Here is a 12,764-nt window from a genome sequence, read left to right as displayed (position 1 = left end):
AGATTTACTCAATATAGATAACACCAAGTGTGGTGGCGATGGCGAGAAGGATACACCTGTAACCATGCCGAACACAGAAGTTAAGCTTCTTAGCGCCGATTGTAGTGAGGGGTTGCCCCTTGTGAGAGTAGGACGCCGCCACGCTTTGTTATCTTTGGAGGTTTAGCTCAGCTGGGAGAGCATCTGCCTTACAAGCAGAGGGTCAGCGGTTCGATCCCGTTAACCTCCATATGAGCCGTTAGCTCAGTTGGTAGAGCATCTGACTTTTAATCAGAGGGTCACAGGTTCGAGCCCTGTACGGCTCATATTTTTGCGGGTGTGGCGGAATTGGCAGACGCACTAGATTTAGGATCTAGCGCCTTACGGCGTGGGGGTTCAAGTCCCTTCACCCGCATCATATGATTGTTTCTATTTTTTTACGCCGGCTTAGCTCAGTTGGTAGAGCATCTGATTTGTAATCAGAGGGTCGAGGGTTCAAGTCCTTTAGCCGGCATCGTAAATACGCGGAAATAGCTCAGTGGTAGAGCACCACCTTGCCAAGGTGGGGGTCGCGGGTTCGAACCCCGTTTTCCGCTTTGCCAATGTACTACGCGCCGGGGTGGCGGAACTGGCAGACGCACAGGACTTAAAATCCTGCGGTGAGTGATCACCGTACCGGTTCGATTCCGGTCCTCGGCATTACAAATATGCGCCCATAGCTCAATTGGATAGAGTGTTTGACTACGGATCAAAAGGTTAGGGGTTCGACTCCTCTTGGGCGCGTTAGTTTTACGGGAAGTAGCTCAGCTTGGTAGAGCACTTGGTTTGGGACCAAGGGGTCGCAGGTTCGAATCCTGTCTTCCCGATTAGTAAATAGTTTCAAGGGGCCTTAGCTCAGCTGGGAGAGCGCCTGCTTTGCACGCAGGAGGTCAGCGGTTCGATCCCGCTAGGCTCCATTTCATTTAAATAATGAATACTTTTTTTCGCGGTGTAGCTCAGCTGGCTAGAGCGTCCGGTTCATACCCGGGAGGTCGGGGGTTCGATCCCCTCCGCCGCGATTATTTAAGAGCCTGGACCTTTAGCTCAGTTGGTTAGAGCAGACGGCTCATAACCGTCCGGTCGTAGGTTCGAGTCCTACAAGGTCCATAGCGACGTTGTATTTCATATTGGAGGATTACCCAAGTCCGGCTGAAGGGAACGGTCTTGAAAACCGTCAGGCGGGTAAAACCGTGCAAGGGTTCGAATCCCTTATCCTCCTTTTTATATTATCGCGGGATGGAGCAGTCTGGTAGCTCGTCGGGCTCATAACCCGAAGGTCGTAGGTTCAAATCCTGCTCCCGCAATTAAAAACTAAAAACATTGGTTCCGTGGTGTAGGGGTTAACATGCCTGCCTGTCACGCAGGAGATCGCGGGTTCGATTCCCGTCGGGACCGCCACGCGGGTGTAGTTTAGTGGTAAAACCACAGCCTTCCAAGCTGTTGTCGCGAGTTCGATTCTCGTCACCCGCTTTTAGTTTTTATGGGCCTATAGCTCAGCTGGTTAGAGCGCACGCCTGATAAGCGTGAGGTCGATGGTTCGAGTCCATTTAGGCCCATTTATTCAAAATCTTAATGGTTTTGGGGAAGTACTCAAGTGGCTGAAGAGGCGCCCCTGCTAAGGGTGTAGGTCGGGAAACCGGCGCGAGGGTTCAAATCCCTCCTTCTCCGTTTCATTTTTATCTGGCCCGTTGGTCAAGCGGTTAAGACACCGCCCTTTCACGGCGGTAACACGGGTTCGAATCCCGTACGGGTCATTAGCTTTATATTGGAGGATTACCCAAGTCCGGCTGAAGGGAACGGTCTTGAAAACCGTCAGGCGGGTAAAACCGTGCAAGGGTTCGAATCCCTTATCCTCCTTTTTATATTATCGCGGGATGGAGCAGTCTGGTAGCTCGTCGGGCTCATAACCCGAAGGTCGTAGGTTCAAATCCTGCTCCCGCAATTAAAAACTAAAAACATTGGTTCCGTGGTGTAGGGGTTAACATGCCTGCCTGTCACGCAGGAGATCGCGGGTTCGATTCCCGTCGGAACCGTTTGGCTCGGTAGCTCAGTTGGTAGAGCAATGGATTGAAGCTCCATGTGTCGGCAGTTCGATTCTGTCCCGCGCCATACTGCGGGTGTAGTTTAGTGGTAAAACCACAGCCTTCCAAGCTGTTGTCGCGAGTTCGATTCTCGTCACCCGCTTTAGTTTTTATGGGCCTATAGCTCAGCTGGTTAGAGCGCACGCCTGATAAGCGTGAGGTCGATGGTTCGAGTCCATTTAGGCCCATTATTTTCATATTTTTACCTGGCCCGTTGGTCAAGCGGTTAAGACACCGCCCTTTCACGGCGGTAACACGGGTTCGAATCCCGTACGGGTCATCGAAGATACTTCAAGCAAGTATCTTTTTTTTTGCTCTTTGACAAGTAGTGTTGGCGAGTTCAAATTGATAGAATTTCATCGAGAATCAATCGAAGTAGAAATACGCTTCGATTGATTCTTTTTGTTTTGGATCGATCTAAGATAATCTAGCCTTAGATCAAGTAAATACGGTCACTAAAATGGCAGGAATGACGGTATCTATGAATCATGTGTTTGTTGATCTTAACATTATTGTCTGTTCCTTCCAATGTCTCGTAACTATAAGATGTTTGGAAGGCGTTTATGATTCCATTTCTATATTTAGTCACTTTCATTTTACATGTCATACAATCAACTGTTGGTTGATTATCTAACCCTACATGAATCATGGTGGAGAGGGTCTACCTTCTTTCTTTTCTTAAAGCCAATTCCTTGGAAATGATTTTTTTGTTTGTTACATTAAGTAATTTTTTGTAAGTTCATCCATGGAGAAATTCTTTCCTGTACAGCTTTGTTTTTATCAGTTTTCTTCATTATAGGGCCTTTATCATCTTTTGGATGGAGAGCTGCGGGAATGATTACGCTCATCCTATAAATCTACTATTTTTTTTAAACTTATCGATTTGCTGATGTTATGGGAGAGTACTTTTTTCGTGATTTTAAAATAAATGGGTAATTTTTATAGGAGCAGTCACTATACTATAATTAGTTAGAATGTACCAAATATGAGGTTATAAACCTATAAATTTTCTAACTAGATAATAGAAAAATCTAGTTAGAAGGATTATATGGAAGGAGAAGAAGCAACAGACAACCATAGAAATGTTGCTGGTTTTAAAGAAGGAATAAATAGGCTGCCTTGTAGTTCAGATGATTTTTTCATTACTTACAAATGGATCGGTACAAAATTATCAAGCAAAAGAAGTACTGTACTTAAAAGTCAGTGCTCAAGTAAGAAAGTAAATAGAAGTAAAAAAATACGATGAGTAGGGAGGAAACCTGTTAGTCAAAACAAGTAATATCTATAAATTAGAAAAGAAGATTCGACAGATACATCGAAAACAAACCAATTTTCGTCCGCACTATCCCTCAATGAACCGTCAACTGAAATGGAGATTGAAGATAATGGCAATTGAATCCATAGAAGTGGAAACGACTCTATCCTAGCTTCCAATCATGCCCCGAATGTTTTAAACCTGTTGCACCTATCATTTTGACAAAGCTTGACATACAGCGAATAGAGATGAGATGACAAGCTTCATCTGAATTTAGTTGTAGTGCCGATTTTACGAGCATCCATCAAACGAAAAAGTAGGTGTATCGAAGTTGTTTGATCTGAATTGACGTCTCGTATTGAACCAAATGAGCGTAGTCAGCGAGCGGCAAAATCGGAAATGTAAAAACAGGAAATCAACATTGATCTGACAGCTTCTAAAATTGGTTAGAACTATTTATAGAATTTTGGCAAAGGAAAATATGAATACCGAAGAAATGATGAAAGAAAACAATAAAAATGAATTTCTCCAAAAACTACAAATATTAACGTTAGCACTTTCGTTAAAGGAAAATAATCAAAGAGTTGCTTCACCAGGTTTTTATAATTCACTGTATGCAACATACATAAACATGCTAGAAAATGATGATGATCAATCCTTTATTGATATAGAAAACCAGTCAAAAGTGATTGATTCACTGAAAAGATCTATGGATTTTTATAGCAGTGGTCATCCAAATTTTCTACAGAAAATCATTGAAAAAATGACCAATAATGACCCAACAGACTTCATGCTTTTCCAAAATTGGAATAATCTAGATAAAGATGGAAATAATTTACAACATGATTGTGGCTGGATCGTATATAAAAGGGAAAATGATTTGTTTGTTGTTCAAGTAGATAGAAAAGAGCAATTTGGTGTAGGACAGGTGTCATATGCTAGGATTCCAATAACAAAAGCAGCTTGTTTAAGTGAACTATTTTTTTTGAAGTTGAACTTGCAAAATTCAGATGAGTTCTCTTTATTCCATGGGATCAAGTCAATTTCAGCTGGATTTCAGGAAATTCCTGTTTTAAATAATATAGTAAAAAAAGGAATGGACAATCCGGTCAGTACCTTAGAAGATATCTTTAAAATACTAGTGTTCCACTATATAGTAGACATTTTTTCGTTAAATACGACTGATAGGATAAAGTCACTCTGGCAGGGGGCAAATATTCAACTGACCATACAAATACGTGAAAGTCTTCTTGCAGCAATAAAAAAGGACAATCACATCTGGAATGAACAATTTGACTACATTTTTGATTATTATTTGTATCAAACTGGAAATATTGGAATCAATGCAATTTTACCTAGTAATAAACAAAATGAGTGGCGGGACAGTATCAAAAAAAGTTTTAATAGTGATCCTTATATCCTTGCATTGATGAGTAGCGATGGAAAGATTTTAGATATAGATGAGGAGCTATTGCAAAAAAATCTTGTCTTAACCGTCAAACCATTAAATGTACTGTATGATAGAGAGCTCCCATTAGTCAGTTCGATTGAATTGATGAATACACTCTATCATGATGGAATAATGATCACTATCTATGAAGATCGGTTGACTATGATCAAGAACCCTATAGCAAAAGAAATGAATCAACGTTTCCTTTCAAGACTACAAGAGCGATACCAAGAAATAAATAAAGAAATGAAACGACGTATCATAAAGAATCAACCAGAAGAACTAACTCTGGAAAGTAATAGTTATAGTTTAGTTCAGCTAGGAACAAACATAGTATCAACAAATGACAGTAGTTTAGTTCAAACAGAAATAATGAAACAACAGAAAAAACAGGTTTTTTCACGAAACATAGATATGTTGGCTTTAACGTTATCGTTAAAATCCAATGATGATATCAATTGTTTCCCAGGAATTTATGATCTATTATTTTCGACCTACATTAAAATGATCAAAAATGACCAAGAAGATTTTTTTATTGATAAGCAACGGCAACCAAATATTATCCAGTCCTTACAACGAACGATAGAGATTTATAAACGAACAAACATAGAAGACTTACATAATATTTTTTTGAATTTAAGAAATAATGATCCAACGGACTTTGTACTGTGTCCAGCTTATTTTCATATGTTAGATCCAAAAGAAGGCGGGCATATTTGTGGATTGACCATATATAAAAGAGACAATGAATTGATTATTATGCAAGTAGATAAAGAGTCTTTTTTTGAATCAGGTGCAGTATCTTATGTTAAAGTACCGTTAAAAAATATTCAGGAGTTAAGTCAAATTATCTTCTCTGCACGAGAATTTTTTGATTTTAAGCCATATGGAATCCTAAGAAAAATCGAAGCTATTTCTCATAAATTCAAAACGATCCCATCGATAAAATTAGCGCATCAAACCACTGGTAATTGTGGAATCATTGAAATCGAAGCTACTTTGAGATTGATTTTATTCCACTGTAAAAAGGATATCTTTGCTTTACAAACGTGTGATCGAATCACTCCAAAATGGGGAGGAGATAGTCAAGATTCAGCAACCATAGAGATGAAGGTACGATTTGTTGAGGCAATGAAAGGAACAGATCAGGAATGGAATGAAAATTTTGATTATGTATTGGGTTATTATCTTTATCGAAAAAAACAATCGATAAAATGGGGAGAAGCACAATTATCTATACATAAAGATTACTGGTATACAAGCATACGTCATTTATATTCTAATGATCTTTACATTGTAGAAATACTGAATAGCGGGGGAATGATCCCAGCTGATTTTGATGTGCCTTTAAAAGAGAAAATGATAGAACTCGTAGGAAAAGCAGGTATATTGTTGAACAGAGAAATCAAAGCAGTCGGGTTATCTGAACTATACAAAGAAATACAAGAGAATACCTATGAACTAGAATTATTAAAAGGGAGACTCTCCTTTCTCAAAATCCCTGTGGCAAAAGAAATGTTAGACTACTATATTGCTCGCATAATGATAAAGAATATAGAAATAAAGAAGGAAATCAGTCGACGTATCGGCACGAATCGCTTTACTTCGATGATTGATCAAGTGAAACAAGTGTCAGAAGCTAAAAATCAACGTTTAGTCAGTAAACAGGTCAAATGTAACGTGCAGAATACATTGACAAAGTAACTGATGGATCTTGAAAAATATATATGTGATTTTAGTAAGTTAATCAATAGGGTTCTGTGGTTGGGAACTTATTTAATAGATACGAAGGACAAAAACAACAGGTTTGTACTAAGGGGAGTCATAAATAACTAGATTAGATAGGAGGAAAGAATGATATGGACACGGAAGATGAATTTATTAAAAGACTAGATATGCTGTCTTTGGCACTCTCACTGGATACAATGTGGGAAAACTTTCGTTCATCATTAGGAATGTATGAATTGGTTTTTTCAACTTATATCAGCATGATCAAGAACGATCCTGATGAGTTTTTCATGGAAAAAGAGCAACAGGTGAGTGTACTCGAATCCTTACAACGATCAAAAGAATTCTGTAGCATAGAAAATAGCCAGAACTTGAAAAAATTGTTGGAAAATATGAGGAATAATGATCCAACAGATTTTATGATATTTCCTATTCCTATTAAGAATCCGATTAGTGAATATATGCAGCCACAGTTGAACACTTTAACAATCTATAAAAAAGAAGATTATTTTGTTGTGACGCAGGTAGAGAATGGACAACAGGATGAACCAAGGCAACTGGAATATTTTTGGATACCCTTAATGGATGTAGCTAGTTTATGTGAAGTTATCTCTTTTAGTCGTAACACGATCGAATCAATTGATTCAGTAGTACCCAATATAGTGGATGAAATCAGAGAAATTTCAGACCAATACGAAGTTACGCCTACGCCCATTGATAAAAAAGAAACTATAGCGTTCAATGATCATTGGATCGGTAAAGTAGAGAGTGCTTTGAGGATCATTTTGTCCAATTGTCGCACAAATGAATTTTATATCAGCTCGACTATTCAACCGTTACCACCATGGAACATGAAACATCCTGATCCAAATATTGAAATGAAAAAAAGATTTCTTGAAGCGGTCAAAGGCCAAAAGCAAGAATGGAACGATCAGTTTGACTATGTTTTTGATTATTTTTTATATAAGAAAAATCGATTGATTGAAAATTCTGTCGTAGCAACAGAGAGCTTTTATACACCGTGGCCGAACATCGTTGAATTTCTATTTGTAGAAGATCCCTATATAGTAGCACTACGTAAAAGCAACGGTGATATTTCAAGAGCTGTTAGCAGGGAACTATCTTATCTAAGAAACAGAATGGAAATGTCCGTAGTAGATGTATTAGATGCATTAGATCAATTAGGAGGAGGAGAAGTCATCGATTTGCCGTTTAGTGAGTTAGAAAATGGGTTTCATAAGAATGGTGAAATAATCAGCGTTTATAAAGAACGATTACCTCTAATCAGACTTCCGATAGCTAAGGAGATGACCCAACTTTGTCTTTCAAAAATGGAAGTTCGCTCTCAAGAAATAGAGGGTGAATTAAAGCGTCGTAGGACAATAAGAAGAAAGCTGGATGAAAGCAGTAGAATCACGCAGTTCGTCTCAAAAGTAGTACCAACTAGTCTCATGGATTATATCACTCAGAATCAAGAGGCAATGGAGCAAAGACAAGAATTTGCAAAACGAGTGGACATGTTAGCTATGTCATTATCGCTGAAACCGAATGATCAATCATTTGTTTCACCGGAAAGTTACGAATTGCTATTTTCAATCTATGCGAAGATGATCAGAACGAATTATAATAATTTTTTTGTTGATCGAATACAAACAATGAATATTGTCCATTCGTTAAAGAGAACAATACAGTTGTATCGCATGGATGGCGCAGAAAGTCTCCAAACTATTTTCGAAAAACTGAAAAATTATGACCCCACCGATTTTATGCTTATTCCGGTAGCTTTTTCCACTGATCATACACAGAAGTATTTTGGGCATGTTTGCGGTCTGACAATTTACAAAAGAGAAAACAATTTTGTTGTGCTGAAAGTGGACAAAGAACAGTCCTATCGTACAGGATCGGTATCCTATGTGAAAGTTCCTTTTGAAAAGGCAAGAGCATTGAGTCAATTGCTTTTTTCAGAACGCCATTTTTCAAATGAAAAACCATACGATATACTAAAAAAAATTGAAGGGTTATCACATGAATTTCGCCAGATTCCAGCAATACAACTCAAAGAGCAAACCATTGATAATTCCGTCATTAGTGAAATAGAAGCATCGTTGAGAACTATCCTGTTTAATTGTAAAAAAGATATATTTCATTTGAATGACCAGGAAAGGGTGACCCCTAAATGGGGAAAGCTGGATGAGCCTATGTTAGCAAGACCTCAGAGACGCCAAAATTGGTGGATGGAAGATCTTGGAACTACTGTAACAATGAAAGAGAGATTTCTTTTGGCAGTTAAAGGAATGAATGGGAATTGGAATAAAAATTTACAATATATCTACGATTATTATTTTTATTTTAAAAACATATGTAAAAAAATGGAACATTCAGGAATTGATCAAAAACAAGCCCTTCTTAAGAATATCCGGTATCTTTTTCAGCATGATCCTTATATTCAAGAAATGGTAAACAGAAGGGGGGAGATTCCGACGATCTTTGATGAACAACTAAGAAAAAAAGTGAAGGAAATGGTTGAATCAATGGGATCGTTACCTGATAGTGTCTTGAGAATAATGGAAACATCTAAGATCCAGCAAGAGATTCAAATTAACGCATATGTGCAAGGTTTTATAAAACAACGCCTCCCATTTATCAAAATTCCCGTAGCCAAAGAAATGTCCGAACACATGATTTATTATACCGAAATGAAGAATGACAGATTGCAAAGAGAGTATCAGAGACGGGTAGATCTCGCACAAAAGAAACAAAAGGAAGAACCAATCTATCGCTCCACCACTATGCCAATTACGGAAACATCAAGTCCAGTTGCCCACAGCTCTCGTGCCTCACTTAATTTGGTAACGAGAAGTACAAATTTGGGTGATACTCTAAAAGGGCGCTTTTCAGAACTATGTGATCGAGCAAAAAATTTATCTGGTTCTGTCAGCAATAATCTAGTGAGAGAAGCAACAAACAAGACGAATCATAGACAAGAGAAGTGATTTTTCGTTAATTATTTTAATGGAAAGTGAAGGGATTGTCGAAAACAATAACTATGGAAATGAATGGATAAAAAATCAGCTAAGTTCGCTTTAAGCTTGGCTTTAAAAGAAGATAAATAGTTTTGATTCATTCGAAGAGCATAGCTTGCTGATTACAACTTACCTATAACGAGTGCATATGAAGAAATACATGAGAGAAAGGATAGATTTAAATACCTACCATAATATGCAAGGTATTTGTCCGTCCATTCTCTCTTTTTAAAAGCCCAAAATGGGCGATAAAATGTGTCATATTTTGTTAGCAATACGATGAATGTTGTAACAAAACCTAAAATGATTTATTTTGGAGGTAACTATGAATAATGAAGAAACAATCGAAAAAAGAACGAATGGAAATAAATGATTTTAAGAAAAGAATTGATATACTTGCCATGAGTCTGTCTTTGAAAGAAAATGATCGCTTTTATGACGGAATAGAAATGATTTTTGCACTGTATGAAAAAATGATCCAAAATGATCAAGATGCCTTTTTCATTGATAAGGAACGAAAGGCACACATTATTGAATCATTAAAATACTCGAAACAGATTTTCGAGATCAAGAAACCTATGAAGATACAAGAATTATTACTAAACTTGAGAAGTGATGACCCCACAGACTTTCTAATTTTTCCGGCTACTTTTTTTGTGTTTGAAGAGGAACTAGCTTCTCATCTATGTGGCTTGATCTTCTATCGGAAAAACAATCATTTACTGGCGATCCAAGTAGATAAACAAAGATACTTTAAACAGACCGTTGTTTCCTATACTCAGATACCTCTGACGAATATAGAGGAATTAAGCAAAATACTTTTTATTAATCGAGATCATATCAGACATGAATTTTTTGATATTTTAAAAAAAATCGAAGCAATTTCAGCAGCATTTCAATCTATTCCAACAATACAAATGAAAGAACAGATGACAGGGAATTGTGTGATTCTGGAATTAGAGGCTACGTTAAAATTAGCTTTATATCATTGCCAAAGAGATATATTCTCGATTGATATAAATGAGAGAGTAACACCGACATGGAACTTAGTTCATCCGAATCCAACAGTAGAAATGCGCGAAAGGTTTCTTAAAGTAGTCAAAGGAAAAAACAAAAAATGGAATGCTCTGTTTGATTATATCTTTGGCTATTATTTATACCGAAAAGGGTATGATATAGAAACTACGATCATCCATCACCACAGACAAGAAAAAATTTGGTATAAGCTTATTGAAACGGTTTTTAAATTGGATCCTTATATCCTCGCTATACAAAATGGTAATGGAGATCTTCCAATTCTAAACGAAGCGAAATTAATCAAAAGACTTGATCGAGCAGTAGAATCATTAAGTGAACTTTATGAAGAGGAACTTAAGGAAGTTGTGGACGATAAGTTAGTGCTAATGCTCAAATTTGATGGATGTTTACGATCCATCATCAAAGAAAGATTAGCATTCATAAAAATTCCAGTAGCTAAAAAAATGAATGAACATCTACTTTTAAGGATTGACGAGCGTTTTCAAGAAAACTACGCAGAAATAAAGAGACGAACAGAACTAAAAAAAAAAGAATGGGGATTGCTAAGTGATAAAGGATGGTTGGTTCAGTTTACAGAGAAGTGGATATTAAGGACTAGCGCCTATTTTTTACCATCAGAGATTGGAGAAACAAAACAGGTATATGAATTTACAAGAAGAATGGATATGTTAGCATTAACTTTGTCGCTAAAAAGTAATAAGGATTATTTTGTCAGACCGGAAAATTACATATTATTATTTTCAACTTACATAAAAATGATCAAAAATGACAAAGATGGCTTTTTTATTGATAAAAAAAGGCAACTATCTATCATTCAGTCATTGGAACGAACGATTGCGTTGTATCGCTTTGACCAAATGGAGAAGTTAAAAATTGTTTTAGAGAATTTGAGAAATAATGATCCGACAGATTTTATGCTTTTTCCGACGAGTTATTCTACGTTAGCTTCTAACCAAGCTGGACATGTCTGTGGGCTAACTGTCTATAAAAAAGATGACCAGTTTCTGGTGATGCAAGTAGATAAGAAAAAAGAGATTGGTGCGGGGGCTGTATCTTATGTGATGGTATCAGCCACTAAAGCTGAAGAATTGAGTAATATTTTATTTTCTGCACGGGATTTATTAAATTTCTATCCATATGGAACATTAATAAAAATCGAAGCTCTTTCTCACCAATTCAAAAAGATTCCTGCCATAAAATTGGAACCGCCAACGACTAACAATTATGGAGTAAGTGGCATCGAAACATCTTTAAGATTGATTTTGTTCAATTGTAATGATTGCCTATTTGAATTAGATGATTGCTCTAAAATAACACCAACGTGGAATAGTAAGCATAAGAACGCAACTTTTGAGATGCAGAAAAGATTTCTTCATGCAATGAAGGAACACAATCGGGAATGGAATAAAAACTTTGATTATGTTTTTGGTTATTGTCGATTTAGAAATTCGATATATGCGCATGCGCAACAATCGGGTAGTAGTCTTAGCAAAGAGAAATGGTATCGAAATATCCGTTCATTATACAGAGAAGATCCTTATATAAAGGTAATCTTGAATAGAGGCGGCAGTATTCCACCAGCAGTCGACGAACAAATAACAGAAAAAATCTTAAAAGTAGCAGAGGCGCCGGGGACATTATATCAACGTGAGATCAGTGAAGTTGATTTGGCGGACTTGCATCGCGCACTTCTAAGTATTAGACATGAAATAAGTTTCATAACAGATCGAAACACCTATACCCAGATACCAATAGCAAAAGAAATAATCGATTCTTCGATTGATTTTCTTCAGGAAAAAACAATAGAAATTCAGAAAGAAATCAATCACCGCAACAGAATTGAAAAATTTAATCACTCCAATCAAATAAGTAAACAATGGATTCCCTTACCTTGGCATAATACCAGTAGGCAAGCTGTTCACACACTGGCAACTTCTTCCGAAGCAGTTGCTATTTGTTCCTCACGAGAAAATCGATTCTCTTCTATGCTTTCTCAAGTCAAACATCAGGCAAAAGTAACAAGTAAAGATCTAGCCAGAAAGCCAGCAATAAATGAACTAAAAAGGCAATAGAAAAAGAGACAATTAAATACGTTCAATAACTGATTTTACGAACTAAAATACACGAACCCCTTCTAGAGTATTTATTCTAAAAAAGTCGTTTCCTTATCA

At 37.1% G+C, this 12,764-nt stretch carries 4 protein-coding genes, 25 tRNA genes and 1 rRNA gene; all 30 read left to right on the top strand.

Annotated elements, in window-relative coordinates:
• Positions 1-28: 28 nt before the first annotated feature.
• The 30 genes from rrf to IGI79_RS12720 all read left to right on the top strand — a co-directional run bounded on the left by rrf (position 29) and on the right by IGI79_RS12720 (position 12,665).
• Positions 29-144 (top strand): 5S ribosomal RNA (gene rrf / locus IGI79_RS12865).
• A gap of 12 nt (positions 145-156) precedes the next feature.
• A tRNA-Val gene (locus IGI79_RS12860) sits at positions 157-229 on the top strand.
• A gap of 3 nt (positions 230-232) precedes the next feature.
• Positions 233-305, top strand: a tRNA-Lys gene (locus tag IGI79_RS12855).
• A 7-nt stretch (positions 306-312) separates the two neighbouring features.
• Positions 313-394: transfer RNA gene (locus tag IGI79_RS12850), tRNA-Leu, on the top strand.
• Between the two features lie 26 nt (positions 395-420).
• Positions 421-493 (top strand) — tRNA-Thr (locus IGI79_RS12845).
• 10 nt (positions 494-503) lie between these two features.
• A tRNA-Gly gene (locus IGI79_RS12840) sits at positions 504-575 on the top strand.
• A gap of 17 nt (positions 576-592) precedes the next feature.
• Positions 593-678 (top strand) — tRNA-Leu (locus IGI79_RS12835).
• Positions 679-688: 10 nt separating this feature from the next.
• Positions 689-762 (top strand) — tRNA-Arg (locus IGI79_RS12830).
• Positions 763-771: 9 nt separating this feature from the next.
• A tRNA-Pro gene (locus IGI79_RS12825) sits at positions 772-845 on the top strand.
• A gap of 17 nt (positions 846-862) precedes the next feature.
• Positions 863-935 (top strand) — tRNA-Ala (locus IGI79_RS12820).
• Positions 936-963: 28 nt separating this feature from the next.
• Positions 964-1,037: transfer RNA gene (locus IGI79_RS12815), tRNA-Met, on the top strand.
• A 14-nt stretch (positions 1,038-1,051) separates the two neighbouring features.
• Positions 1,052-1,125, top strand: a tRNA-Ile gene (locus tag IGI79_RS12810).
• A 22-nt stretch (positions 1,126-1,147) separates the two neighbouring features.
• A tRNA-Ser gene (locus tag IGI79_RS12805) sits at positions 1,148-1,237 on the top strand.
• Positions 1,238-1,248: 11 nt separating this feature from the next.
• Positions 1,249-1,322: transfer RNA gene (locus IGI79_RS12800), tRNA-Met, on the top strand.
• Between the two features lie 18 nt (positions 1,323-1,340).
• Positions 1,341-1,416: transfer RNA gene (locus IGI79_RS12795), tRNA-Asp, on the top strand.
• A 1-nt stretch (position 1,417) separates the two neighbouring features.
• Positions 1,418-1,488, top strand: a tRNA-Gly gene (locus IGI79_RS12790).
• 12 nt (positions 1,489-1,500) lie between these two features.
• A tRNA-Ile gene (locus tag IGI79_RS12785) sits at positions 1,501-1,574 on the top strand.
• A 24-nt stretch (positions 1,575-1,598) separates the two neighbouring features.
• Positions 1,599-1,686 (top strand) — tRNA-Ser (locus IGI79_RS12780).
• Positions 1,687-1,700: 14 nt separating this feature from the next.
• Positions 1,701-1,772: transfer RNA gene (locus tag IGI79_RS12775), tRNA-Glu, on the top strand.
• A gap of 13 nt (positions 1,773-1,785) precedes the next feature.
• Positions 1,786-1,875, top strand: a tRNA-Ser gene (locus IGI79_RS12770).
• An 11-nt stretch (positions 1,876-1,886) separates the two neighbouring features.
• Positions 1,887-1,960 (top strand) — tRNA-Met (locus IGI79_RS12765).
• A gap of 18 nt (positions 1,961-1,978) precedes the next feature.
• Positions 1,979-2,051 (top strand) — tRNA-Asp (locus tag IGI79_RS12760).
• 3 nt (positions 2,052-2,054) lie between these two features.
• Positions 2,055-2,127: transfer RNA gene (locus tag IGI79_RS12755), tRNA-Phe, on the top strand.
• 4 nt (positions 2,128-2,131) lie between these two features.
• Positions 2,132-2,202: transfer RNA gene (locus tag IGI79_RS12750), tRNA-Gly, on the top strand.
• 11 nt (positions 2,203-2,213) lie between these two features.
• Positions 2,214-2,287 (top strand) — tRNA-Ile (locus tag IGI79_RS12745).
• Positions 2,288-2,307: 20 nt separating this feature from the next.
• A tRNA-Glu gene (locus IGI79_RS12740) sits at positions 2,308-2,379 on the top strand.
• 768 nt (positions 2,380-3,147) lie between these two features.
• Positions 3,148-3,345, top strand: coding sequence for a hypothetical protein (locus tag IGI79_RS12735; protein ID WP_019723238.1), 198 nt, complete (start codon positions 3,148-3,150; stop codon positions 3,343-3,345).
• Positions 3,346-3,835: 490 nt separating this feature from the next.
• Positions 3,836-6,508 (top strand): hypothetical protein, encoded by a 2,673-nt coding sequence (locus IGI79_RS12730; protein ID WP_438846044.1) that lies wholly within the window; start codon positions 3,836-3,838, stop codon positions 6,506-6,508.
• Between the two features lie 155 nt (positions 6,509-6,663).
• On the top strand, positions 6,664-9,525 hold the full coding sequence (locus tag IGI79_RS12725) for a hypothetical protein (RefSeq protein ID WP_065096700.1): 2,862 nt from the start codon (positions 6,664-6,666) through the stop codon (positions 9,523-9,525).
• 362 nt (positions 9,526-9,887) lie between these two features.
• Entirely contained in the window at positions 9,888-12,665 is a 2,778-nt protein-coding gene (locus IGI79_RS12720; protein ID WP_438846043.1) for a hypothetical protein, read from the top strand.
• Positions 12,666-12,764: the final 99 nt, after the last annotated feature.

It is taken from the genome of Enterococcus sp. AZ084 (assembly GCF_051714905.1).
Classification (GTDB): Bacteria; Bacillota; Bacilli; order Lactobacillales; family Enterococcaceae; genus Enterococcus_B; species Enterococcus_B pernyi.
This window is presented reverse-complemented; position numbering and strand designations above follow the sequence as displayed.

Excerpts from the sequence above, each read along its gene's own strand:
- IGI79_RS12735 (WP_019723238.1), top strand. The coding sequence starts at position 3,148 with ATGGAAGGAGAAGAAGCAACAGACAACCATAGAAATGTTGCTGGTTTT.
- IGI79_RS12730 (WP_438846044.1), top strand. The coding sequence starts at position 3,836 with ATGAATACCGAAGAAATGATGAAAGAAAACAATAAAAATGAATTTCTC.
- IGI79_RS12725 (WP_065096700.1), top strand. The coding sequence starts at position 6,664 with ATGGACACGGAAGATGAATTTATTAAAAGACTAGATATGCTGTCTTTG.
- IGI79_RS12720 (WP_438846043.1), top strand. The coding sequence starts at position 9,888 with ATGAAGAAACAATCGAAAAAAGAACGAATGGAAATAAATGATTTTAAG.